This is a genomic window from Actinopolymorpha sp. B9G3, from assembly GCF_040120725.1.
GTDB lineage: Bacteria > Actinomycetota > Actinomycetes > Propionibacteriales > Actinopolymorphaceae > Thermasporomyces.
Genome location: NZ_JBEEAB010000025.1, coordinates 1 through 23,397, shown reverse-complemented (window position 1 = coordinate 23,397; position 23,397 = coordinate 1). Strand labels below are relative to the sequence as shown.

The following is a 23,397-nucleotide window of genomic DNA, read 5'->3' as shown; positions in this document are numbered from 1 at the left end:
CCAGGAGATCCACATGATCGGCAGGCGATGCGGCGTACTCGCCGTCCTCGGGGCGCTGGCTCTCGGCATCGGGGCATGCAGCCCGAGCGCGTCGGAGGGTGGCCCCGACACCAGTAGTCGCGGCGACGAGACCACCCTGGAGGTCTGGGGGTGGCGGCAGGAGGATGTCGCCGCTTACGAGAAGATCTTTCAGATCTACGAGGACGCGCACCCGGGCGTAACCGTCGAGTACGTCCCATACAAGGCTGACGAGTACGACACCATCCTTCGCACCGGCCTGTCCGACAAGAGCGGACCTGACGTCGCACAGTTGCGCTCGTATGGCTTGCTTCAGCCGCTCGTCGCTTCCGAGAGCCTCGTGGCTCTCGATGACGAGGTCAAGGGATTGGCGAAGTTTCCCGAGGAGATCCTGGACGGCGCGCGAGGCGTGGACGACAGGCAGATCTACGGTGTGCCGTTCGCTCTGCAGACCTTGCACGTGATCTACAACAAGGCGATCTTCGACGACCACGGGATCACTCCGCCCGAAACCTGGGGCGACATGATCACGGCGTTCACCACCCTGAAAGACGCCGGGGTCATCCCGCTGGCGGCGACGGTCACTGATACGTGGATGCTGCCGATCCAGCAGGAGATCTTCGGCGCGAGTACGTACGGGGGGTACGCCTATCTTGAGCAGATGCTTGCCGGGAAGGCCACGTTCACCCACAAGCCCTGGGTCGACTCACTCACGACGTGGAAGGACACCAGTCAGTTCTGGGAGCACAAGTTCGAAGGCGTGAACTACGCCGACGCACAGGCATTGTTCACTTCCGGCAAGGCCGCCACGTTCCCAGGTGGAATCTGGGAGCTTGCCGTCTTCGCTCAAGCGAATCCCGACCTCGAGCTGGGAATCTTCAACGTTCCCCCACCCCCGAACGCAGCCGTCTCGGAGACCCTTGTCCCCGGCTACGTGGATGGTTCGTTCGGAGTCTCCGCGAAGTCTCCGGACCAGGAGGCCGCCCTCGACCTGGTGCGCTGGATGGCCACGCCCGAGTTCGGGCAGGCCTTCACCGACGAGTTGCGCCAGATCAGTGCGGTTCCAGGTGTCGAGCCCAGTGACGAGCTCCTCGCGCAAGCGCTGGAAGCGCACCTGGCCAACCCCAGCCCGTACGTCACGTACGCGTACTTCTCGAGCGGCGAGCCGACGGCGTGGGACCTTGCCTCGGAAGGGCTCTCCAACTTCGTACTCGGCCAGTCGTCGGCCCAGCAGGCCGGGGACCACATTCAGCAAGGCGTTGACCAATGGTTCGAGCCGACGTCCTAGCCGCGGGGCCGAAGCGATCGGCGCGGAGCCGACCACGCTTTCGCGCCAACCGCACACCAATGGGCTGGATCGCCGGATTCTGCTTGCCTGCCCTGACGTTGTACGGCCTGCTGATCGTCTTCCCGCTGGTGACCGCGTTCTACTACGGTTTCTACCGGTGGGAGGGGACTCGGAAAGCGGAGTTCGCCGGGCTCGGCAACTACCAGGAGGTCCTGACCCGGTATCCGCTGGGTGACGAGATCCCGGTCGCGCTGTGGCACAACGTGCTCTTCTTCATCGGCACGATGGCGATCCAGAACACGATCGGCCTGGGTCTGGCGGTGATGCTCTACCGGAACCCACGCTGCAAGCGTTTCTTCCAGGCGGTCTATTCCCTGCCGTACCTGATCAGCCCTCTGATCGTCGGCTACATCTGGTCGCTGTTGTTGAGCCCGTCGTTCGGGCCGATCAACTACATGTTGGACTCGATCGGCCTGGACTCGTGGGCCAGGCCCTGGCTCGGTGTACCCGGTACGGCGCTCCCGATCTTGATCCTCGTCAACGCCTGGCAATGGATCGGCGGCCCCATGCTGATCTTCCTGGCGGCACTCTGTGGAATCCCGAAGGAGCTGGAGGAGGCCGCGTCGCTCGACGGAGCGTCGGCCACGCGTACATTCTGGAGCGTCCGGTTCCCGCTCCTCACGCCTGCGATTGGTGTGATCACGGTTCTCACGTTCATCGGCTGTTTCAACATCTTCGACCTCGTCTACGCGCTAGGCGGTTCTGACGGTGGCCCGGGAGGTGCCATGGACGTTCTCGGGCTCCTCTACTACCGGACGGCGTTCGAGGGTGGCGCCAACGCGGTCGGGGAGTCCTCGGCGCTTGCAATGATGATCTTCGTGCTCATATTCGGCGTCTCCATTGCTCTTGAGCGGTTCCTCAGGCGCCGGGAGGTGACCCCGTGACAGCACTCCTGTCCGCGACAGCAAGAGGGACGCCGACAGCATCGAAGCGGTCCGATCCACCAGCCGCACAGCGCGGTGTCGGCGGACGGAGGCTCGGCGTCCAGGTGCTGCTATGGCTCTATGCCGCCATCGCGTTCGGTCCGCTCCTGCTTGTGCTGGTGGGTTCGTTCCGGCCAAACGCTGACATCCTGCGGCAGCCGGTGGGCCTGCCGACGTCGCTCAATCTCGACAACTATCAGCGGGCCTGGGAGACGGCATCGCTGTCGACCTACTTCGTGAACTCTCTCGGCATCACGGCCGCGTCCGTGGCGTTGTGCGTTGCGGTCTCCGCGATGGCCGCTTATGCGCTGTCTCGATGGCAGTTCCGGGCCCGCGCGTTTCTGGCGGCGTTCTTCATCGCCGGCATCATGATCCCGGCGAAGTTGGGGCTCTTGCCAGTCTTCTACATGTACCAATCCTTGGGGCTCATCGACAGCCGGATCGGCCTTGTCCTGCTCTACGCGGCAAGCGGCGTTCCGTTCTCGATCTTCGTGATCATGGGGTTCATGCGTGGCCTTCCGGTCGAGCTCGAAGAGGCAGCGCGGCTCGATGGGGCCAACGAGGGGCGTATGTTCGTGTCGATCGCATTGCCGCTCATGAGGCCGGCGCTCGCAGTGGTCACGGTCTTTCAGTTCGCCCCGACCTGGAATGACTTCTTCTACCCGCTGGTGCTCATGCGCAGTGACGAGAAGTACACCGTGCCCGTGGGCCTGACCAGGTTCTTCGGGGAGTACGCCGCTGACCGGGCGACCCTGTTTGCTGGTCTGGTCATCGCACTTGTTCCGTTGGCGATCGTCTTCGCACTGGCGACTCGATACATCGTCTCCGGGCTCACGGCGGGAATGTCGCGGTGACCGGACACGACACGTTCATCAGCATCGACGGCGGCAAGTCACAGCTACGTCTCCTCGTAGCAGCCGGGGACCACCGGCAGGTCGGGGTCGGCGCGGGCATGGTCTATCAGCCGGGCGAGGACGGAGTCGATCGCATCGTCGCCGCCATCCGTGAAGCGGCCGCGGCGATCGAGCTTCCGACTCACGTGACGGGCGTGGTTGCGGGCTTGACTGGAGTTCCCGGCGATATCGGGCTTAGACGGCAGCTGACGCGGCGGCTCGAAGTGCTCTTGCGGGGTCCTGCCCTGGTAGTCGAGGACGTCTACCTGGCACACGCCGGGGCCTTGAACGGCCCAGGCACGGTGCTCTGTGTCGGCACGGGCACGAACGTCCTCGCCGTTGGCGCCACCGGTGGGTACACGAGCCTCGATGGCTGGGGCCCGATCCTCGGCGACAGGGGCAGCGGGTACGCCATCGGACTCGCTGGTCTCCGGGCCGCGGCGGCTGCGCTCGACGGAGTGGGCCGGCGCACCGCACTCACTGAGAACTTCCCAGACACGGTAGGGGGCACGGATTTGGCAAGCCTGCAGCAGTTCTACCGCGACCCGCAGCTCGCCGCACGAGTCTCCAGCTTCGCGCGCTTCGTCGTCGACGCGGCAGACCGGGACGATGTCGCACACGCCATCTGCGAAGCGGCCGTGGAAGACCTCGTGGCTGTGGCGGAAGCCGCTGCGACGCGACAGCCTGACGCAGGCCGGCTCGTCTCCCACTCGGGTCGGCTTGTCGGCTCCGGTGAGTTCCTTCGCCGTCGGCTAGGAGACGAGCTCGGGGCGCGAGGGCTCGAGCTCGTCGAGCCCATGAGTTCCCCTCTGGAAGGTGGCCTGACGTTGATGCGAGGCGGATGGCCGTATGCCTCGGTCGTCGCCTACCTGCGCGAGCGTACGGACGTCTTCGAGGCAGGTGAGAGTGCGTGAGAGTCGGACACGGCGCACAGCGACTCGAGGTCGTTGCCGGTGAACGGATGGGGGGCTATGCCGACCGCTCCCAGGGAGTCCGCAGCGTTCTCGAACCATTGGAAGTCCATGTGGTCACGTTCGCGGACGAGGCACATCGGTTCGCGCTCGTCGTAGCAGATCTGATTTGCGTGAACACCGACATCGTCGAGCTGATCCGGGCGGCCTTTCTCGAGCTACGGATCGACTCCTGCTGGGTTGCGGCCACCCACACGCACGCCAGCCCGGAGGCCGGATGCGTGCCAGGTGGTAGCCCAACCCCGCCAGCCCTCGGCGAGCGCATCGTCGAAGCCGCGGTTGCAGCAGCGAAGGCGGCCGTCGTCGATGAGCGGGCGACGTCGCTCGGCTACACGCGCGCGTGGGTCGCAGGCCTTGCCGGCAGGCGCAACGCTGGAGATGCCACGCCGATCGACGTTCCCGTCGACGCGATCGTGGTCTCGAACGAGGAGACCGTCGTCGGTGTCGTCACGGTCTCTCCCGTACACCCCACCGTCCTGCCTGCCGACAACAGCGACGTCAGCGCAGACCTCAACGGTGGAATCCGACGAGTCCTCGACGCTCCTGGGCGATGGGTCGTGGCCGCGACCGGCGCCGCGGGCAACATCAGCACCCGGCACACCCGGCAAGGCAGAAGTCTCAACGAGATCGATCGACTCGCAGCTGTGGCTGCCAACAGCCTCGAGCTCGACGCAGCCCGAAGGTCGCAGCCACCCGACGGCACAATCCATCCGCCGGCGTCCAGAGTCATCCGGTTGGAGCCCAAGCTCCCCGCCGAGGTGGAGGCGGCGATGGCGGCCGTCCCGCCGGCCGCGATCCAGGCAGACGCCCGCAGCCACGAGGTTTTCGAGCAAGGGCGGCGCATCGCGAGAGAACTCGCGACGCAGAGGCGTGTTGAGGCCTACGACGTGGAGATCCAGGCGGTCAGCCTCGCCGGCATCACGCTCGTCGCGATACCTGGAGAGCTGTTCCTGGAGCTCGGCGAATCGATCCGCGGGGCAGCCGGTTCGGACGTCATCGTCCTCGGCTACGCCAACGGGTACCTCGGATATCTGCCCAGCCTGAGCACGCCGCCCACCTACGAGACACTCGTCAGCCCCGTGCGGCTGGGGAGCGGTGAGCAGGTCGTCGACGCAGCGGTGCACATTGCCGAGTCCGTCAGAGGAGGAGAGGAGCGAACGTGATCGAGTCTGAGTACGCGGCCCAGGCCGCAGGTTTGGTTGACCGCGTCGTCACCACACAGCTACCGGCGATTCAGAAGGCCGCCTCGATGGTGGCCGGATCAATCGCCGCCGGCGGTGTGCTGCAAGCATTCGGAACCGGGCATTCGCGAATCGTCACGCTGGAGCTCGCCGGCCGCGCCGGCGGGCTCGCCCCAGTGGGCATGCTTGCGGTCAAGGACCTCGTGATGTTCGGAGGCGAGAATCCCGCCGCGATCCTCGACCCGACGTACGAGCGAGAGACGGGCGTGGCCGAACGAATCTACGCACTGGCGAAGCCCCGATCCGTCGACACGTTCCTCATCGTGTCGAACTCCGGTCTCAACGCCGCCATCGTGGAAATGGCCGAGCTCGTGCACGCCCGCGGACACGGCCTCGTAGCGATCACGTCCTTCGCCCACACGCGGTCTTCCGCCGCGCGACACACCAAAGGACCACATCTGGCCGACCTGGCGGACGTCGTGATCGACAACTGCGCACCAGTAGGGGACGCCAGCATCGAGATCGCTCCAGACGTGAGGGTCGGCGCAGTGTCATCATTCACCGGTGTTCTCGTGGCGCAAGTCCTCACTGAACTGACGTGTCGCTACTTGCTCGACATGGGTCATGACGTACCCGTGTTCATCTCCGCCAACCTAGCATCGGGTGATGCTCACAACCGAACGTTCCAGGAGCGCTACCGCCGAGGAGTACGTCCGATCGAGCCATAGACTCGCGCATCCAACCGTCGCCTTCGCCCTGGTCTGCGCGTCGTACCTCATCGGCATTGCGCCACCTTCCCAATCAAGGACGTGTGCGCCAAACCCGGGAAGGTTCAGTACCGCGTCCGGCTCTGGGCCCAGCAGCTCGACACCGCGCAGACGGTCAGCGGTGCCGTCATCCGCAAGATGCTGAGTCCGTAGTCGGACCTACTCAGCGTCCTGTGCCTCGACCAGGTCGAGGTCGCGGACGCAGAAGCCGTGGTGCTCGAAGGTCTCGTTGAGCACCGTGCCGAGGCACTGCCGCACCGAGCGGCCCCGGGCGTACGGCGGCCAGACGTCGTCGTCGGGCACCGGCGCTCGCGCTGCGAGCTGCTCAGCGGTGACCTCGTCGAGCCAGGCCTCGAGCTCGGCGGCTTGTGCGTCACGCACGTTCACGATGTCGTCGAGGGCCGGATCGAGCGAGAGGTCAAGCCCGTGCGCCCCCTGGTAGGGCTCGACGGTCGTCCCGATGCCCATCGGCGTGAACAGCTCCGTCGAGCCCAGGCAGCAGCGGCGGAACCACGAGTCGTGGACGAAGACCAGGTGGCGCATCGTCTGCACCGCCGACCACTCGTCGTTCACGCTGCGGCGCTCGATACCGGGCGTACGGCGGATTCGCTCGATCGTGGCGGCCCAGGCGGCATGGAGCTGACGCGATGCCTCGCGCAGATCGGCAGGCTCCTCGGAGCGGATCAGCACCCGCACCGGATGACGCCGGTCGAGCTCGGCCTCGACGTACTCGGTCACCTCGACACCGTTCACCACGAGGTTGGTAATGAGCCCGTCGATCACAGCATCCTGCATGACGACGCCGATCAGGCGTGCCCCGGTCAGATCGCACTCGCGGAACTCCGCACCGTGCAGATCCTCGTCGACATACCGCGTCATGCTCCGCATACTAGGTCCGAGCACCGACAAGCCAGCCTCCCCGGCTTGATTTGGCGGCACGCTTGCGGACCCGGTCCACCGCCGGTGCCAGTTGGGGTGCGTCGGCCGGGTTGCCGCGTTCGACGTTGTGGTCCACGATCACCCCGTCGTCACCTCCAACGAGTTGGGCATTGTGGCCGAACTCGACTGGTTTGCCGAGCCGTCCCTTGGCGATCGACCGAGCGTCGGGGTCGTGCAGGCTGACCCGCCGGGTGGCTCCGTCCGGGGTCTGCCCGGCCAGCCGCGGCCTGGTCTGCGCGGCGATCTGCCGGTTCGCGGTGACCAGGTCAGTCAGGTCGTCGATGGCGCGGGCCAGGCGTCCCCGCCGGCGTCCGGCGGCCGCGTCGTGTTCACCACCGGCCTTTCGGGCCTTGGCCTTGGCCCGCGCCCGGCATAGCGCTCGTTTCGCGTTGACCAGAAGCCGTTCGGCCTCCGTAGCGGCGGTCTCGGCCAAGCCGGCCAGCTCCCCGGTCGTCCGCCGGACCGCAGCCAGTGCCGCGTCACGGCCCGCGGCGCTGCGCGACCGCAGTTTGAACCCGATCGCGTGCGCCCGCTTCCCCGCCGCACGGCACCGGTCCCGCAGCCGCGTGCGAACCGCGCCTCCGGCGGCCTGGATCCGTTTGCCGGTGGCCGTGATGCGACCGATCGCCTTGGCCAACAGGCCCGAGTCGGTCGGATACGACACATTGGACGGCACCACCGTGGTGTCGGCCCGCAGCTTGGTGGTGCGCAGCACCTTGGCCTCGGTGGCCTTGGTCAGCAGCGTCTCGTTCAACCCGCCCACCGCCGCCGAGCCACAGCGGGTGGTGAGCTTCATCAACGTCGTCGGATGCGGCACCGACGCCTCCAGCGGGATCCGGCAGAACCGCCGCCAGGTGATCGAGTCGCTCACCTCCCGGCACAAGCTCTCGTACCCGAGCCGGTACCGGAACTTCAGGAACATCAACCGCAGATAGGTCTCCATCGGCGTCGACGGCCGACCGACCCGCGGATCGAAGTACGCCACGAACGGTGCGAAGAACGCCGGGTCATCCAGCAACCCATCGATCCGAGCCAGCTCCTCCGGCAGGCGCAGCAACTGCTCCGGCAACACCGACTCGAACAACGAAGGCTGATCGCCTACTGTACGAAACACGGATGGCCTCGATCCCTTCTAGCCCAAGGGCTCGAGGCCATCCTCTCGTCTTTCTCACGCCCGAACCATGATCAACGCGCCGACTTTTTCAGGTCGAAGTAGCTAGCGGGTTGGTGTGTGGGCCTCCCCACCAGGAGAGGCCCACACTACTGTGACGCGGGGGCGGTTGACAGCTTCGTGCCCTTCCGCCGTGGGACGATTTGGCCACGACGCGAGGCGCCTTCGAAGCAGCCTGACCGACAACTGGCTGGTGGTCCACGCGGTCTTGCCGAAGGCGGCCCGCGACGGAGATCCCGTGCATGGATCAGTGGCGGGTTGCGTCCCAGATACGGCGCAGGGCTTCGGTCTCCTTCCCGTCGATGCACTTGGTGTAGACCCGCAGCAGCACGGCGACGCTGTGTCCTGCCCACTCGGCGACCTGGGCAGGATCCTCCGCGGTCCTCAGCCAGGTCGATACGGCGGCGTGGTGCAACGAGTACGGCACCTCAATCAGAGGCGAGGCAGCCTGCTCTGCGGTGAACGCGGCGGCTCTCGCCTCGTGGAAGACCTTGAGGTATGCCCGGTCAGTGATGTGCCCGCCGCGGGGCCCTACAAAGATCCGACCGTCCGGTCCGGTGCCGAACTCGTCAAGGTGGGCACGCAGAAGTTTCACGAGGTCGGGATGAATGGGGACTCTGCGGGTGTCGCCCGTCGGGCCGGTGCTTCAGCCCGCGGCGTTCTCGCGGCCGACCGCTGTTCGTCCAACGGCTCCCCGAACGTGGTACGGCGTGAGTGAGCACCATCACGCCCCACTCCGGTGTCTCAGGAAGGCTGATCACGTGTCTCCTGTGCAGATCCACTGCCTCCTCGGACCCGGCCCTCGGGGCGCCCATGATCGGTTGACCACGGGCTGCCGGCCTCTTGAAGCTGGCCTCGGCAACCTGGATCGGGTCTCGCCGGTCTGCCCCGGACGTGCCGATCCAGGCGCGGTCCGAGGTCAGTCACGACCGGGCCCACCGCAGAGGCCGACCGCGGCACCACAGCGGCCACGGCGCCGGCGCCGCAAGGACAGAGCGTCGACATACCTTGCACGGTGCCTCACAACGCAATCCGGATGAGGTTGCGGCCACGCAGGGCAAACAGGGCGGAGCCATCCGGTGCCGCAGCGATCATCGCACCGCTGTCGGTGTCGAGACCATCGAGCACTGTCGTGGTGGTCAGTGTGGCCGGGTCGAGCCGGAACACGTGTCGGGTATCTGCGCCGTAGATGGACTCGCCAATACCGACGAGCGCGGTGCTGCCAGTCGACACCTGGCTGGTGCGTACCACCGTGCGCCGAGCGGGGTCGTATTCGAACGCGAGGCCCATCTCGGTCACGCCGTACACGCGGTTGCCAGTGGCGATCAGGTCGACGATCTCCCTTGCGTCGGGGACCGGGACGAGTTCGTGCTCCACCCGCCGGGCCGCCAGGTCGAACGTCACCAGCCTCGCCTCGGTCGCCAGCGGGGTGGTGCCCAGGCCGTTGCGGATGCTGCTCCCCAGATATGCCTTGCCATGCTTGATCGCGACCGACCGGACGGATTGGTCCTTGATGATGTCCCGGTAGACGTCCAGCTGGCCTGTGTCCGTAGCGAAGAGGCCGAGCGCGCCGCCGTACCTGCCGTACTCCGGTTGGGTGCCGACGGCGAGTAGGTTGTCGGCAGCGGAATACGTCGCGTCCAGCGGCCTCGTCTGGTCGTTGTCAAGCGTGGCTACCCGGATGGGATCGCCATCTGGCGGAAGCCGGAACAGGTACGCCAGGGTGTAGACCGACAGCCACAGCTGCCCGCGGGCGGGGGTCATCGCCTTCGCTTCTCCTGGTAGGAAAGTCCGCCGGGACGTTCCTGACGCGAGGTCGTGGATCTGAATGCCCGCCTTGCCGCTGACGTAGACCCGGGCGCCGTCCGTGGCGATCGCCATCGCCAGCTCAGGTGCGGGCGGCATCCCCGCTTGCGTCACGTCAACGCCAGAAAGCGCTCCGGTGGCCAGCTCGTAGGTGAGGATCGTGTTGGTAAGAACGCCGCGCAGGAGTCCGTCGGCAAGGAAGAGACCGGAGAAGTAAGCCCCGTCGTATGGCACGAGGAGTCTGGTCAGCTCGCCGGTGTCCCGGTCGTATTTGTACAAGCTCCCCGATGGCCGGGTGCCGAAATAGATGTCGTTGTTCGAGGCGTCGATGGTGATGGCAGTGATGTAGGAGTCGCCGGGAGCCTGGATGGTGTCGTACGTAGCCGGGTCGGCGGTGTTCATCAGCAGCAGAGTGCCGGTGGCGGAAAGCCCTGCGGCGAGTAGCCCGCCCTCGAGGGCGAGAGTGGCGACGAAGGTACGGTTCTGAAACTCCGCCGGCAGAATGTCCCGTTTCTCGCCGCTGGCCCGGTCAATGGCGATGAGGTGGGCATGTGCCCCGACGCCCGCGTAGATAGTGGAGTCATCGACGGCAATGCTCCGGACATACTGCTCGCCGGGTACGGCCGAACCGTAGCTGCGCTTGACGCCGGTGGCCGGGTCGTATTCGAAGACCAGACCGCTCGGGTACGTCCCGGCGTAGACCTTGCCGTCTGGAGAGGAGTCGAGGGCCCAGATGAAGTTGTCGGGCAGCGCGTCGGCGACCTTGGTGACGGCGGTCCCAGTGCTGTCCACCTGGTACAGATCGCCTGGAGCGTACGTACCGACGTACAGGTCGCTACCCACAGCTGTGGTTGCCCAGGCGCCTTCGCCGGTGGGCAGGAGGTACTTCGTGGTGATCTTCTGCTGTGCTGGGTCGTAGGCGCCGACCACCGTGGGGCTCACGCCCCCGGTGGCGACATAGAGCTTGTCGGCGATGGCCGCCGAACCGGACAGGGAGGTGACAGAGGAGGCCGGTCCAAGATCGGTGACGGTGCCCCGCGAGGACTCGCGCAACGCCGCCATCGGCGCCACGAACCCCGCGACTCCGGCGAGCGCTGAGGAGCGGAGCAGTTCCCGTCGAGTCGTCATCCGTGCGGGCCCAGCCATCGTCACTCTCCTTGAACGGTGCCGACATCGAGCCGCCAGAGGCGAGCCGTGTCGACGTCAGCCGACAGCCGAGCGCCCATCGTGACGTGGCTCGCTGCGGTCCAGCGATAACCGCGTTGGTCCCATGAGACTCGAATTACGGTCAGGACCGTAGTGATCGTTGTCGATCACGTCAATAATCGACTCCCGCAGCGACCGAACCAGGTCAGTCCGCACTTCGCCGACGCTTGCGCTGGCATCCGACTGTCGGCGGCAAGCGCTTGACAGCTCTGGGTTCCTCGATGGTTGACGCTATCCACCGCGAACACTACGGTCACGACCGTAAATCGGGGGTCTTGAGGCGACGTTCGCTCCGCAGCAGCCCCTGGTGAAGGAGTCCCTCCGCACCGGCGATGTGTGTGAGCCAGCCCGCCTGGATGACGACCTGACAGGAGACGTCATGGACGATCGGGTACCTAGCGGCGACACCACGCACCAAGTCAAGGCCAACCCCACGCGGCGGAATATCCTGTGGGCCGGTGGCGGGCTGGCCATGGCAGCGTTGACGAGCCAGGCATTTCCCGGACCGGCAGCCGCCGGCTCACCTACCGCAAGCGAAGGCCACGAAGGGACCTCAGGGCTCCGCTACGACACCTGTGCAGGCCCCGCGGTGGAGACCTTCGGCACGGCCTCGACCACGGCCGCGATCGTTGGCGCCACTGTGTTCGGTGGTCATGCGTACGTCGTGACCCGCGGGCTTGTGCCGCCTCTGCTCGCCGAGATCGACCTCGACACCCACCAGGTCGTACGTTCCGTACCGCTGCCCAGCGGGGAGGGTGGATGGGCTGCCACCGTCTCGGGTGGACAGGTCTACGCCGGGATGTACACCGTCCCCGACGTGCACCGCTTCGACCCGGAGACCGGCGAGGTCGAGACCGTGGCCAGGCTCGGTGGGTCATCGGGATTCGTGTGGGCGCTCACCACTGCCCCTGACGGCACCATCTATGCCGCGACCTACCCGGACGGGGGTATCTGGGAGATCGACCCAACCACCCGGGTGTTCCGCCGCATCGCCCAACCGGTCCCGGGAGCGCAGTACGCGCGCTACGTCGCCGCCGACGCAACCCATGTCTATGCGTCGGTCTACACGCCGGGCCGGCTTGTTGCCATTGACCGCGCGACCGGAACAGTACGCAATCTCAACCCGCCTGAGCTCGGAGACGCGGTCTACGGCCCCCTCACCATCGACCGGGACCGGCTGGTCACGACGTCATCGCACAAACTCCTCACCATGCGTACGGACGGTTCCGACGTCACGATGGTGGAGCTGCCGGAGTCGGAGGCACTCATCGACGCGTTTGCGGTCGGCGCGGAGGGCACGGTCTACGCCACGACGCGGCGTACCGGCTCGGTCTACCGCTACCAACCCGGCGCATCGGAGCTCGAGCAGCTCGCTACACCGTCGGCCAACGACGAGCATCGCGCCATCGTGCTGCTCGATGACCGGACGATGTTCGGCGCGGCGGGCAGTGGTGGCGTGTGGTGGCTGGACCTCGAGAGTGGTACGTACTCCTTCGTCGACCTCATCGATGCCGGTCTCCCACCCGGACCGGAACGCCCGCAGGCGATCGTGCACGACCCGGGCCGCGGCGTGTACATCGGCGGGCACTGGGCGCTGGAGGTCTACGACCCGGACACGGGGAAACGAACCCGGTTCCGCGTACCCGGTGAGGTCAAGGCGATGCTGGTGCACGACCACTTGCTCTACCTCGCGTTGTATCCGAGTACGCAGCTCGTCGTGCTCGACCCGGCCACCGGCGAGGTGCGCGACCTGGGCACGATCCTGCATGGACAGCAACGGCCGTGGGATATGGACTATGACGAACGCACCGGCCTCATCGTCGTGGCGTCGGCACCCGGGACGGGCTTCCTCGAAGGCGCGTTGACCGTACTCGACCCGCGGACCGGACGGATGGACGTCTACCCAGGCATCATCGATGACCAGGCGGTGATGTCGGTCGACGCCGTCGACGGCGTTGCCTATCTGGGTGGCGATGTGATCGGTGGTGGCGGGACGCCGCCTACGCAGGCGAGTGCGTCGGTGGCGGCGTTCGACCTGCGTACGCGGGAAATCCATTGGCAGGTCGATCCCCTCGCGGGCCACCGCACCGTGCAGGATCTCGTCGTCTACGACGGTGTGCTCTACGGCGTGATGAAGCGGGACGCCGGCACGTGGTTCGCGATGGATCTCGCCGACCGGGAGCTCCGCCAGCAGGGCTCGATCGGCAGCTACGGAGAGACGTTCGTGCACCGCGGAAAGGTGTTCGCCACCGTCTTCACCGGCCAGATCCACCAGCTCGGTCCTGACCTCGCCGAACCCCGGGTGGTGGCCAGCGGGCTCGGCGACCAGTGGTACACCAACCCGCATCTGGCGATGGAACGCAGCTGGTACGGGTGGGGCATCCTGGGCCGCGATCTCGCCCGTATCCGCGTCGATCCTGACTGCGCGGAGCCCGCACTCGCACCCGCCCGAGCGCCTGCAAAGGATCCACTGCGCATCGGCGACGTGATGTGAGGCGGCGCGCACATCCCGGGATGAGCGTTGCGGTAGAGCGATCTCCGGGCGCCCTGACCGGGACGGTCCGCCTCTCATTCCGCAGGGAGGCCATAGCCGCGGCGGCGGTCGAGCTCGAGGACCTGCGCTCGCGGGATGGCACCACACCGCTCTGCCCAGGCTTCGTACTCGTTCACCAGTGCGGCCACCAGCTCAGGGTTCAGGTCGAGCTGGCCGGGGTGCCAGGCGCCGTTGACGACGATGTCGACGGCGCGAGGCGGGTCGACCAGGCGAGCGCGTCCGGCCGGGCGGGGTGCCGTGCTTTGAGTTGGCGATGTTGAGTTGGTCGGCGAGCTCGCGAGCCTCGTCTTCGGGCAGACCTACGCCCCGCCAAGACCGGGAGGCTGGGTCCCAGACTCCGTAGCGCTGCTCTGCTTTGCGCACGTGGAACCGCAGCACTGGCAACACCCTTTGCCGCCACCGGATCTGTGGGCGTTCCGCGAGATCACCGGCATCGGTGGTGCGGAGCTGGGGGTGTGCTTCGACGGCTGGAGCAAGCTCGCGATTCTCACCGCGGACAAGGTGTTCCTGATCCCACGCCGCGGACGCGACGAGCTGTTGCTGCGCGGCGCGATCGTGTGTGAGGAACTCGCTCGCCTCGGACTCGACTGCGTACCACGCGTGCTCGGTCGGTGGCCGGACGGCGTGCTGGCCGCCGGACCCTTTGTCGCGTTCGAGCGGCGGTCCGGTACCGGCTGGTCGGAGCTCGCGGATACCGCCGGCCTGGATGGGCTCGAGCGGATGCTGACCAGTCTCGGCGGGCTGATCGCGAGCTGGCACCGGCTCGATGTCTCCCGGCTGCCCGTGGATCTGCGGCGCCCGCTAGTCCAGGATCGCCACTGGCTGACTCGTCTCCTCGACACCGATCGCGTGGACCGTACCGTCGATGAGGCGGTCCGGCTGCTGGACGCCAATCCGACGTGGGCTGAACAGTGGCGGCGGACCGCACTTCGGGTGGCGAGCCTGCCGCCGGTCCTCCTGCACGGAGACGTCTGCGAGAACCAGCTCCTGGTCGACGACGAACTCCACGTACGCACCGTCTTCGACTGGGACACTGCCAGCCTCGGCAACCCACTGCTGGACTTCGACTTCGGCGAATGGGGAGCCGCGATCTTCAGGTGGGAAGCCGAGTTCTCCAGGCTCCGGCAGGCGATGTGGAACGCTTACACCACCAAGCTCGACGGAGCACTCGGCACCGATCCGCCCACCGCACATGATGTGCACCTGCTGTTCACGCTGAAAGAGCTGGCCTACTTCGAGGAGAGCAACGCGACCGGACCGATCGACGACTTCGGCGCTGCGAGGCTCGCCAGGCTCCGGCAACAGATCGGCCCAGCCACTGAGGCCGCCGACGGCTGAACGTTGCTTCCTGCACAGCAACCTTCACGGCTTGTGGATGCCCGTTAGGGATCTACATACGTGCACCGGGTCCGGGCCGCCCGCATATGTCGAGCTCTCGGACGGCTGCGGTCAGGGGTACTGCGCGTGTAGATCTCCGCCGAACAGCCGCTCATAGAGGGTGTTCATTCTCGCTGCGGTTGGTGCGTGGCGGGTGAGGATGTCGGCGACCGCCGGTGGCAGGTCATCTGGGTGGTGGCCGTCCGCGCACCGGCGTACGAACTCGTTGCGGGCCACAGGGCGGCCGCCGGTGGTTGGCACCGGTACGCCGCATGTGGCGGTTACCAGCCAGTTGATCAGTCGCATGGCGGCGTAGTCGGCATTGAATCGCCCCGGGTTTCGTGGAGGCTTGGTTACTTGGAACCAGCCCCGGTCGGGACGGGTGTCTGAGGGTAGTGCTGGGTCGTGGTGTTGGCCCCGTGGTTGGCCTCGAACTCGGCGGGTGGGACGAGGCCGATTTCGCCGTGAAGGCGTCGGTGGTTGAACCAGTCGACGTATTCGGCGACAGCGATCTCGACGTCGGTGACGGACTTCCAGCCGCCTTTGGGACGCATGACCGGGTTGCGGATGCACTCGGCTTTGAACAACGAGTTCAGCGCCTCGGCCATCGCATTGTCATACGAATCCCCCTTCGATCCGACGGACGCTACGGCCTCGGCCTCGGCGAGCCGCTCGGTGTAGCGAATCGCTCGATATTGAACTCCCCTATCTGAATGGTGCACCAGGCCGGTGACGTCCTGACCGGCCCGCTGCCGGGACCACAGCCCCATGGCCAGGGCGTCGAGCGCCAGGTCGGTGCGCAGGCTGGTAGACACCTGCCAGCCCACGATCACCCGGCTGAAGACGTCCAGGACGAACGCGACGTAGGTCCAGCCGGCGTGCGTACGGACGTAGGTCAGATCGGCCACCCACAGCTGGTTCGGCCCGGTCGCGACGAACCTCCGCTTCACCAGGTCCCCAGGCCGTTCGGTCTCAGCGCCATCGCCGATGGTGGTCTTGCGCGTCCTCTCCCGGCGGATGCCACGCAGACCCTCAGCACGCATCAGCCGCTCCACGGTGCAGCGCGCGACCGTGATGCCTTCGCGGTTCAGCCCGGCATGGATCTTCCGGGCGCCGTAGACACCCAGGTTGGCCTTGTGCGCGGCCCTGATGTCCTCGACCAGCTCGGCATCGCGCAACGCTCGCGCGGACGGCGGCCTGGTCTTGCTCGCGTAGTAGCTGCTAGGGGCGACCTGCACACCGGCCTTCTTCAGCACGGCGCAGATCGGCTCGACCCCGACCTCGCGCCCATCGACCACGTCGTGGCGATGGGCGTCGATGTAGGCCACTACCTGCTGATGGGGCGGTCGAGCTCCGCCGCGAAGAAAGCCGCTGACGTCTTCAAGATGTGGTTGGCCCGCCGCAACTCACGGACCTCCTGCTCGAGCTGGGCAATCCGCTCGGCCTCGGCGGTCGTGGTGCCCGGTCGGACACTACCGTCGATCTCGGCCTGCCGGACCCAGTTGCGAAGGGTCTCGGGGTGCATCCCGAGCTGGGCGGCCACACGAGCGATCGCGCCCTGCTTTGTCGCCGGGTCCGCCCGCAGCTCCACCGCCATCCGGGTCGCCCGCTCACGCAGCTCGTCGGGGTACTTCCTGGGTGCTGCCATGACTCTCATCCTCCATGGATTGAGAGCCTCCACCAGACCCGGGGCGATTCACATCGTGTGTGGCGTTGCGTTCGGCGAAGTCGCGCTCGGCTGGCGAGAGGTCGAAGCGTGGCGAGGTGGCCAGCCCGAAGTCGGCGAGGTAGATCCGCTCACCGTCGGTGAGCATGTTGTTGAAGTGTCCGTCCATGTGCAGCAGCTCATGGCCGCGCAGGAACGCCACGATCTCCGAGAACTGCCGCTCGATCATCTCGGCCTTGCCGGCTGGGTCTTCCCCTAGCCAGCCGGTCAGTGGGTACGGGATGTATTCGCAGAACAGCACGAGGCTGTGTGAAGCGGCGGCCAGCGCTTCCAGGCGGGCACGCACGGCTGGCGAGCTGTCCAGCGCGGCGACAGCTGCGTCGACGTCGGCGTGCTCGGCAGCGACGGGAGGGCGGCCGGGCAGTGCTCGCCAGTGGTAGAGCAACGGGAACGACTCCGTCTCACCGGCCAGAACTCCGTCAGTGACGATCACGTTCGCGGCCAACTCGCGCCATCCGTTGAAGCCTGGGCCGCCGATGCCGTACTGGCAGAACAGTGGCAAGCCGAACAGGTTCGCGGTGGAACGCGGATGAGCCAACTCCCGGTCGGTCAACGGGACACGCTTGACGAACACCCGCACACCGTCGACATCGACAACGACCGAACCGCCGCCCACCCCCACGCTGCCCACTCGCCCAGCACTCACCTGCGCAGCAAGCTCAACGTCGCTACGCGAGGCCAGGAAGTCCGAGACCCGCACGTAGCGGGCACGCCTGGCAGCCAGCACCCACGCGATCATGCCAGCCCAAGAGAGTCCGTCCGTAATGCCGGTGGTGGCCAGACCTGGAGCTCTCGGCATCATCCACGCGGCGCCTCGCCTCCTCCTGTCGCTCCTGTCATTCCTGTCCGAGAAGGGGGCCGTCGGCGTGCGGGACGCGGTCGGCGGGGACCACGCCCAGTCTGCCGGCCTGGTAGTCCTCCACTGCCTGGACGATCTCGGCGCGGCTGTTCATGACGAACGGGCCGTAGTGGACGACCGGCTCGCGGATGGGCTGCCCGCCGAGCAGCAGCACCTCCAGGTTGGGCTCGGCCTGCGGCTGGGCTGTCGCCGCGTCGAGGGTCAGTGCGCCGCCCGCGCCGAAGACGGCGAGCTGACCTTTGCGGATCGGCCGCTGCTCCGTGCCCGCTGACCCTTGGCCGGCCAGCACGTAGGCGAGGCCGTTGAAGCTGGGGTTCCACGGCAGCTCCAGCCGGGCGCCGGGGTTGACGGTCGCGTGCACCATCGTGGTCGGTGTGAACGTGATGCCGGGGCCCTGGTGGCCGTCGAGTTCGCCTGCGATCACTCGCAGCAGCGCGCCGCCGTCGGCCGAGGCCAGCAGCACCGCCTCACGGCCGCGGATGTCCTGGTAGCGGGGCAGGTGGAACTTGTGCGCGCGGGGCAGGTTGACCCACAGCTGGATGCCGTGAAACACCCCGCCGGAGACGACCAGGTGCTCCGGGGGCTTCTCGATGTGCAGCAGGCCCGCGCCCGCGGTCATCCACTGGGTGTCGCCGTCCGTGATCGTGCCGCCACCACCATTGGAGTCCTGGTGCTCGAAGACCCCGTCGATGATGTACGTGACGGTCTCGAAGCCGCGGTGCGGATGCCAGGGCGTCCCCTTGGGTTCGCCCGGGGCGTACTCGATCTCCCCCATCTGGTCCATGTGGATGAAGGGGTCGAGCACGGACTGCGCCACCCCGGCGAACGCACGCCGCACGGGGAAGCCCTCGCCCTCGAAACCGCTGGGTGCGGTCGTCACGGACCGCACGGGACGCGGGACGGCAGCGACCGGATCGGGTACGGCGACGCGCGGCAGCCTCAGAGTGTCGGCAGTGACGGCGGGCATATCAACCTCTCTCTGGTTGAAGCTTCAAGTACACCCTCCGGAACGCGTCGCTACCGCCAGGCATTCCTTCGCGAGCCAAGGATCGGAACGAGCCTGTACAAAGCCCTCCAACCGGGCGCCCGAGGCGAAACTCCGTCCGGTGTTCGGGGGCGTCAGGGAACGTCAGGACAGTACGTCCTTGCGAAGGAAGGTCCACCACGCACACGCGAGGAACGTGGTGGCGTACGGAACCGTGGGGGGCGGGCCCTTGGCCATCCCCACCAGCTGTACGGGGTCATCGGATCGGGTCCCCGCAGAACCGCGTGTTGCAGCTGCCCGTCTAGGGACCCGGCCCGTTTCACGTCCGGCTCATAGCTGCGCCGGAAGAGGGGGGACGGCACGGGCCAGGTGCCGTTCCAGGTTTGCCACGTACGCGAGTCTGGCGTTGAGCGGTGTCCACCACCAGTCGCCGAGTCCCTGCAGCTGCGCCTTGGTCTTCCAGGCCATGGCCAGGACTTCATAGATCGTTGCGTGCGGCTCGGCGGGTCGCTCGCCGTACCCTTCATAGAAGGCCGGAGGCACCAGTTCTGCCGGGCGAAGGTCTAACGTGGCCAGGTCCCACCGCGGATCACCCGCGCGGGCGAACTCCCAGTCCAGCAGCCCCGTGCATCGCCAGCCGTCTGGTCCCGGGGCAACCATGATGTTCTGCGGGAGTAGGTCGTTGTGGATCAGCCGGATCGGCGCATCGGCGAGTACCGAATGCGTAGCCCGCGAGAATCGCCCGGCCTCTTCGCGAAGCGCCGGCATTCCGATCCGCTCGCGCAGCCAGCCCAGCGTGTCGGCGACGTCTTCACTTGCCCACGTCGCCCAACCTCCCGCGAACGGCTCGATCCGATCTCCGACGATCTCGCCTGCAACTGGCTGATCGATATCGTGCGCTCGGCGCAGAGCCTCGCCTGTCGATCGCCACGCCGCGGCTAGGTCGTAGGGGAAAAGCACTTCGAGTGCCCGACCAAGCGTTAGCACGGCGTCTTCTGGCTGGCCGTTCACGGCTTCATCGACGGAAAGAATCACCTGTAGCGCGGCGTTTGCCGCGGCACGGTCAGGGTCGTCCATCGCTGCCATCCCCGTACGCCATTCCGCTCTCCTCGGGCGGGGAGGTCGTACGTAAGGTGAGCCCGCACACGTTAGCCTCTTGGGCCTGAAGTCGATCGCCGATCGACGGCTGGGGAGCGCGCTGCTCGCCGACGGGCCGCAGCCCGCCGCGCCGGCTGATGTCGTGCGGTGGTTCGGGGCGGTGCAGGCACAGGACTTCGGACCGGCCAAGTGGTCGCTCGGGCAGCGGCTGCCCGGCACCACCGATGCCGAGGTTCAGCGCGCCTTCGATGCGGGGCTGTTTCTGCGCACGCACGTGCTGCGGCCGACCTGGCACTTCGTGACGCCGGACGACATTCGGTGGCTGCTGCGGCTCACCCGACCGAGGGTGCACGCCGCGAATGCGTACGCCTACCGCCGGGCCGGCCTTGACGACTACGCCTTGGCCAAGGCACACGACTTGCTCGCCGAAGCGCTTGACGGTGGCGCGCACCGCACCCGCAAGGAGCTGGCCGGTGTCCTCGGTGGCGCGGGCCTGCCGACCGCGGGCTTCGCCCTGGGGTACGTCCTGATTCACGCCGAGCTCGATGGGCTCATATGCAGCGGGGCGGTGCGCGGCAAGCACCACACATACACACTGCTGGAGGGGCGCGTGCCGCCGGCGCCCGCCCGCGATCCCGACGAGGCGCTGGCCGAGCTGGTCAGCCGCTATTTCACCAGCCACGGCCCAGCCACCGCCAAGGATCTCCGGTGGTGGTCCAGCCTCACGCTCAGGGACATCGCGCGGGGCGTGGAGCTGACCGGCGATCGACTGCGCCGCGAGCTCGTCGACGGGGTGTCGTATTGGTCGGGCTGGCAGGAGACGGCGGCCGCGCCGTCACCTACGGTCCACCTCGTCCAGGCCTACGACGAGTACGTGGTCGCGTTCGCCGAAAGCAAGTACGTAATCGACGTCTCCGGCGCCGCCCGGGCGCTCCCTCCCGGCACGGCGCTGCCGAACGGGAGGGTGCTGCTTGACGGGCAGGTGACCGGGCGCTGGAAAGGCACGCCCGCGAGGGACACACTGGTGGTCAAGGCAGTGCTCCACCGCGCGCTCAGTCCCGCCGAAGCCGACGCGCTCGACGCCGCCGCAGCCCACCAGGCGGCCTTCCTCAACCTCCGCCACCGGGTGGTAACGAGCCTCGGTTGACGGCTTCAGCTAAGACCGGTCGGCCTGGCAGCTATGAAGCGATGTTGCCAATGATCCCTGCCGGTCCGCCCGTGTCCGCAAGGGAACCTCCCGCGTACGAAGCTGGATCCCTGACCGGACACGATCAAAGCGGATGCCCTTCGGCGTGCGGACGGACGGTCCCGTCAACCGCCGGCCCTCCGGCATGCCTCGGACTATGACCTTCGTCGTCGAGACGGCGTTGAACCGCGAGGCATGCTCTGGCGGTAGGCCGAGCATCACGGGCCTACGCGGCAGCCGCCCGATCGCGGCATGTGTTGCGGTTGCGTGCCACTCCGGGGGAGTCCGTCGAGGGTGCGTTCGCGGATGAGGTCGGGTTCCATTTCGGCGGCCATCGCGGCGACGCAACGAGGTCCCGCCCGGCATCGTCGAAATCGTCAACGAGAATGACCGACGAAAGGCCGAGAGATGAACAGGTTGCAGGCCATCGTGGTGGTGCGCCACATGTCCGGCCACCCAGGACGGGGAGCTCGACGAGCTCTTGCGGACTTGGCGGACGGGTCAGGCACAGGTTCAGCGGCTACCGGCCTACTGCACCTTCACCGACGCCACGCTGATCGCGATCGCGGAGGTGCGCAACTAGGCCGTCAGCCTGATGATCGCCTTGAGGGCGGCGGGTTTGGCGCCCGGATCCTTGAACGCGAAGCCGTCCCGCTTCGTGTCCGTGCGGCCTTCGTACCGGTGGGCCACGATCGAAAGCTGTGACGCGTCGTACACAGCACCAGCCGGCTTGACGGGTCGTAGTACACGTGGCATATATATGTGATGGCTACTACAAGGAAGAGGAAGTCGATCATCGACCGATCCACCGCCCTCCGTACGCTCGAGAAGGCGCTCCACCGCGGGAGCGCTGCCATCGCGGTGGCGATGACCGACCTCGACGACTTCGCCACTCTCAACGAACGTCATGGGCAGCAGGCAGGCGATGAGGTCCTGGTCGCGTGGGAGACCACGCTCGACCGCAACCTGCCGTCCGATGCGCAGGCCGTTCGGGTCGGCGGCGACGAGTATCTGGTCCTGCTCCCCGGACTGTCGGCAGAGAACGCCCTCATCCTCCTCGACGAGATGCGTTCCCACTTCGCCTCCTTGGGCATCGGCAGCGACGAACTGCGGAGCTCCGCCTCGGTCGGCGTCGCTGCAAACCCGCCACACGGCACGACGGCTGAAGATCTCTGGCGCAGCGCGAGCCAAGCGCTCATGCGTGCCAAGCGCGGAGGGCGGGACCAGGTCGCGATCTATGTCGAGGAGAAGATGGTCCTCAAGAGCAACTACTACAGCCGTGCAGGCCTCGACAAGCTGGCCAAGCTTTCTGCGGCGACGGGCCGCACGGAAGCGTCCCTGCTGCGAGAGGCGCTCGACGACACGCTCGATAAGTACAGCGACCAACTCTGAGCCCCGACGGGCGCTCACCAGCCTCACCTATGAGCCATACCTTGGCGGCCGAGTAGCCTCCGGTGAGGGATCCCTAACCGAACGCCGATCATGTCCCCCGCCGTTCGTTTTAGGGTTGTGGCCAACTGACACGCCTGCTGTGGACGTCGGAGAGCGGCGGTGGAGCATCTCGGTCTGGGGGTTCGGGTAGGGTCGCGCGTCGTGTTCGAGAAGGCAGAGGTGCGGGCGTTCGGGTTGCTGGCTGTCGGTGGTGGCCACGAGGTCTACTGGGAGGAGTCGGGGGATCCTGGCGGCGTTCCTGCGGTGTATCTGCATGGCGGACCAGGCGGCACCCTCGGCCAGGGCAGCTACCGGAACAGGTTCGATCCGTCGAGGTTTCGTGTCATCGGCCTGGACCAGCGGGGCTGCGGTCGATCGACGCCGCATGTCACCGTGCCGGGCTACGACCTGACCCAGAACACGACGGCCCATCTGATCGACGACCTCGAACGGTTGCGTGAGCACCTCCAGATCGACCGGTGGCTGGTCAACGGTGTGTCATGGGGCTCTACTCTCGCCCTCGCGTACGCGCAGGCTCACCCGGAGCGAGTCCTTGGCATCGTGGCCATGGCTGTCACCACGACCGACCGGTTCCAGGTCAAATTGATCACCGAGACTGTAGGTGCGATCTTCCCCGAGGCCTGGGATCGTCTGGCCAGCCACGCCGAACAGGCCGGCATTGGCTACCGGCGCGATCACGGCCGCCTCATCGAGGCGTACGCACAGCTGATGAGGCACCCGGTCTCGGCGACACGCGATGCCGCATCGCTCGCCTGGGTGGAGTGGGAAGATCATCACATCTCCATTGGTACCGGCGGTGTGCACCGGAATCGGTTCTGTCTCAAATTTCGTGAGGCGGTGGGCCGGTCGGTGACTGTTGGTGGTGGTGTCATGTGAGTAGTACTCGTTTCCGGAGGAGGTCGAAGTTTGCGCGGCCGAACATTTGACGTTTGAGGTA

The 23,397-nt window shown here is 66.9% G+C and carries 20 protein-coding genes and 1 pseudogene; 12 read left to right on the top strand and 9 right to left on the bottom strand.

Going from position 1 to position 23,397, the window contains the following annotated elements; genetic code table 11:
- Window positions 1–13 precede the first annotated feature (13 nt).
- The 6 genes from ABNF93_RS29440 (at window position 14) to ABNF93_RS29415 (ending at window position 6,062) form a co-directional block, all read left to right on the top strand.
- The gene (locus tag ABNF93_RS29440) at window positions 14–1,306 is read left to right on the top strand and encodes an ABC transporter substrate-binding protein (protein ID WP_349331485.1); all 1,293 of its coding nucleotides are present in this window, start codon (window positions 14–16) and stop codon (window positions 1,304–1,306) included.
- An 83-nt stretch (window positions 1,307–1,389) separates the two neighbouring features.
- Complete coding sequence (locus ABNF93_RS29435) at window positions 1,390–2,250, top strand: carbohydrate ABC transporter permease (RefSeq protein ID WP_349331484.1); 861 nt, start codon at window positions 1,390–1,392, stop codon at window positions 2,248–2,250.
- Window positions 2,247–3,143 (top strand): carbohydrate ABC transporter permease, encoded by an 897-nt coding sequence (locus ABNF93_RS29430; RefSeq protein ID WP_349331483.1) that lies wholly within the window; start codon window positions 2,247–2,249, stop codon window positions 3,141–3,143. The genes ABNF93_RS29435 and ABNF93_RS29430 overlap by 4 nt, the downstream gene beginning before the upstream one ends.
- Window positions 3,140–4,096, top strand: coding sequence for an N-acetylglucosamine kinase (locus ABNF93_RS29425; RefSeq protein ID WP_349331482.1), 957 nt, complete (start codon window positions 3,140–3,142; stop codon window positions 4,094–4,096). The genes ABNF93_RS29430 and ABNF93_RS29425 overlap by 4 nt, the downstream gene beginning before the upstream one ends.
- On the top strand, window positions 4,093–5,316 hold the full coding sequence (locus ABNF93_RS29420) for a hypothetical protein (RefSeq protein WP_349331481.1): 1,224 nt from the start codon (window positions 4,093–4,095) through the stop codon (window positions 5,314–5,316). Before ABNF93_RS29425 ends, ABNF93_RS29420 begins: the two co-directional genes overlap by 4 nt.
- A complete protein-coding gene (locus tag ABNF93_RS29415) occupies window positions 5,313–6,062 on the top strand; it encodes a sugar isomerase domain-containing protein (RefSeq protein WP_349331480.1) in 750 nt (249 codons plus the stop codon). Before ABNF93_RS29420 ends, ABNF93_RS29415 begins: the two co-directional genes overlap by 4 nt.
- A 198-nt stretch (window positions 6,063–6,260) precedes the next feature.
- Here ABNF93_RS29415 and ABNF93_RS29410 read toward each other — a convergent pair whose 3' ends face one another.
- The 4 genes and pseudogenes from ABNF93_RS29410 to ABNF93_RS29395 form a co-directional block, all read right to left on the bottom strand.
- Window positions 6,261–7,004 carry a DinB family protein gene (locus ABNF93_RS29410; protein ID WP_349331529.1) on the bottom strand — a complete coding sequence of 248 codons (744 nt, stop codon included), beginning with the start codon at window positions 7,002–7,004 and terminating at the stop codon, window positions 6,261–6,263.
- 16 nt (window positions 7,005–7,020) lie between these two features.
- Window positions 7,021–8,154: pseudogene (locus ABNF93_RS29405) on the bottom strand (transposase); the annotation flags it as partial.
- A gap of 304 nt (window positions 8,155–8,458) precedes the next feature.
- Window positions 8,459–8,806, bottom strand: coding sequence for a site-specific integrase (locus ABNF93_RS29400; RefSeq protein WP_349331479.1), 348 nt, complete (start codon window positions 8,804–8,806; stop codon window positions 8,459–8,461).
- A 425-nt stretch (window positions 8,807–9,231) separates the two neighbouring features.
- Complete coding sequence (locus ABNF93_RS29395) at window positions 9,232–11,163, bottom strand: hypothetical protein (protein WP_349331478.1); 1,932 nt, start codon at window positions 11,161–11,163, stop codon at window positions 9,232–9,234.
- A gap of 439 nt (window positions 11,164–11,602) precedes the next feature.
- Between ABNF93_RS29395 and ABNF93_RS29390 the strand changes: the two genes are divergently transcribed.
- Entirely contained in the window at window positions 11,603–13,717 is a 2,115-nt protein-coding gene (locus tag ABNF93_RS29390; RefSeq protein ID WP_349331477.1) for an outer membrane protein assembly factor BamB family protein, read from the top strand.
- Window positions 13,718–14,140: 423 nt separating this feature from the next.
- On the top strand, window positions 14,141–15,115 hold the full coding sequence (locus tag ABNF93_RS29385) for an aminoglycoside phosphotransferase family protein (protein WP_349331476.1): 975 nt from the start codon (window positions 14,141–14,143) through the stop codon (window positions 15,113–15,115).
- Between the two features lie 111 nt (window positions 15,116–15,226).
- On the opposite strand, the gene ABNF93_RS29380 is transcribed toward ABNF93_RS29385, so the two are convergent.
- From ABNF93_RS29380 to ABNF93_RS29360, 5 genes are all read right to left on the bottom strand, one after another.
- A complete protein-coding gene (locus tag ABNF93_RS29380) occupies window positions 15,227–15,460 on the bottom strand; it encodes a hypothetical protein (protein ID WP_349331475.1) in 234 nt (77 codons plus the stop codon).
- Between the two features lie 47 nt (window positions 15,461–15,507).
- Window positions 15,508–16,802, bottom strand: a protein-coding gene (locus ABNF93_RS29375) for an IS3 family transposase (protein WP_349331474.1) whose coding sequence is annotated in 2 segments (ribosomal slippage) — window positions 15,508–16,529 and window positions 16,529–16,802 — 1,296 coding nt in all. Because the reading frame shifts where the segments join, the coding sequence is not laid out codon by codon here.
- Window positions 16,765–17,607, bottom strand: coding sequence for a hypothetical protein (locus tag ABNF93_RS29370; protein WP_349331473.1), 843 nt, complete (start codon window positions 17,605–17,607; stop codon window positions 16,765–16,767). Before ABNF93_RS29370 ends, ABNF93_RS29375 begins: the two co-directional genes overlap by 38 nt.
- A gap of 109 nt (window positions 17,608–17,716) precedes the next feature.
- The gene (locus ABNF93_RS29365) at window positions 17,717–18,706 is read right to left on the bottom strand and encodes a pirin family protein (RefSeq protein WP_349331472.1); all 990 of its coding nucleotides are present in this window, start codon (window positions 18,704–18,706) and stop codon (window positions 17,717–17,719) included.
- Between the two features lie 348 nt (window positions 18,707–19,054).
- A complete protein-coding gene (locus tag ABNF93_RS29360) occupies window positions 19,055–19,801 on the bottom strand; it encodes a phosphotransferase family protein (protein ID WP_349331471.1) in 747 nt (248 codons plus the stop codon).
- A gap of 79 nt (window positions 19,802–19,880) precedes the next feature.
- Here ABNF93_RS29360 and ABNF93_RS29355 point away from each other — a divergent pair, with 79 nt between their 5' ends.
- From ABNF93_RS29355 to ABNF93_RS29340, 4 genes are all read left to right on the top strand, one after another.
- The gene (locus tag ABNF93_RS29355; protein WP_349331470.1) at window positions 19,881–20,969 is read left to right on the top strand and encodes a winged helix DNA-binding domain-containing protein; all 1,089 of its coding nucleotides are present in this window, start codon (window positions 19,881–19,883) and stop codon (window positions 20,967–20,969) included.
- 520 nt (window positions 20,970–21,489) lie between these two features.
- The gene (locus ABNF93_RS29350; RefSeq protein WP_349331469.1) at window positions 21,490–21,591 is read left to right on the top strand and encodes an HRDC domain-containing protein; all 102 of its coding nucleotides are present in this window, start codon (window positions 21,490–21,492) and stop codon (window positions 21,589–21,591) included.
- A gap of 182 nt (window positions 21,592–21,773) precedes the next feature.
- The gene (locus ABNF93_RS29345; RefSeq protein ID WP_349331468.1) at window positions 21,774–22,400 is read left to right on the top strand and encodes a GGDEF domain-containing protein; all 627 of its coding nucleotides are present in this window, start codon (window positions 21,774–21,776) and stop codon (window positions 22,398–22,400) included.
- A 201-nt stretch (window positions 22,401–22,601) separates the two neighbouring features.
- Window positions 22,602–23,336, top strand: coding sequence for an alpha/beta fold hydrolase (locus tag ABNF93_RS29340; RefSeq protein WP_349331467.1), 735 nt, complete (start codon window positions 22,602–22,604; stop codon window positions 23,334–23,336).
- Window positions 23,337–23,397 lie beyond the last annotated feature (61 nt).

Excerpts from the sequence above, each read along its gene's own strand:
- ABNF93_RS29440 (WP_349331485.1), top strand. The coding sequence starts at position 14 with ATGATCGGCAGGCGATGCGGCGTACTCGCCGTCCTCGGGGCGCTGGCT.
- ABNF93_RS29395 (WP_349331478.1), bottom strand. The coding sequence starts at position 11,163 with ATGGCTGGGCCCGCACGGATGACGACTCGACGGGAACTGCTCCGCTCC.
- ABNF93_RS29390 (WP_349331477.1), top strand. The coding sequence starts at position 11,603 with ATGGACGATCGGGTACCTAGCGGCGACACCACGCACCAAGTCAAGGCC.
- ABNF93_RS29380 (WP_349331475.1), bottom strand. The coding sequence starts at position 15,460 with ATGCGACTGATCAACTGGCTGGTAACCGCCACATGCGGCGTACCGGTG.
- ABNF93_RS29365 (WP_349331472.1), bottom strand. The coding sequence starts at position 18,706 with ATGCCCGCCGTCACTGCCGACACTCTGAGGCTGCCGCGCGTCGCCGTA.
- ABNF93_RS29360 (WP_349331471.1), bottom strand. The coding sequence starts at position 19,801 with ATGGACGACCCTGACCGTGCCGCGGCAAACGCCGCGCTACAGGTGATT.
- ABNF93_RS29345 (WP_349331468.1), top strand. The coding sequence starts at position 21,774 with ATGGCTACTACAAGGAAGAGGAAGTCGATCATCGACCGATCCACCGCC.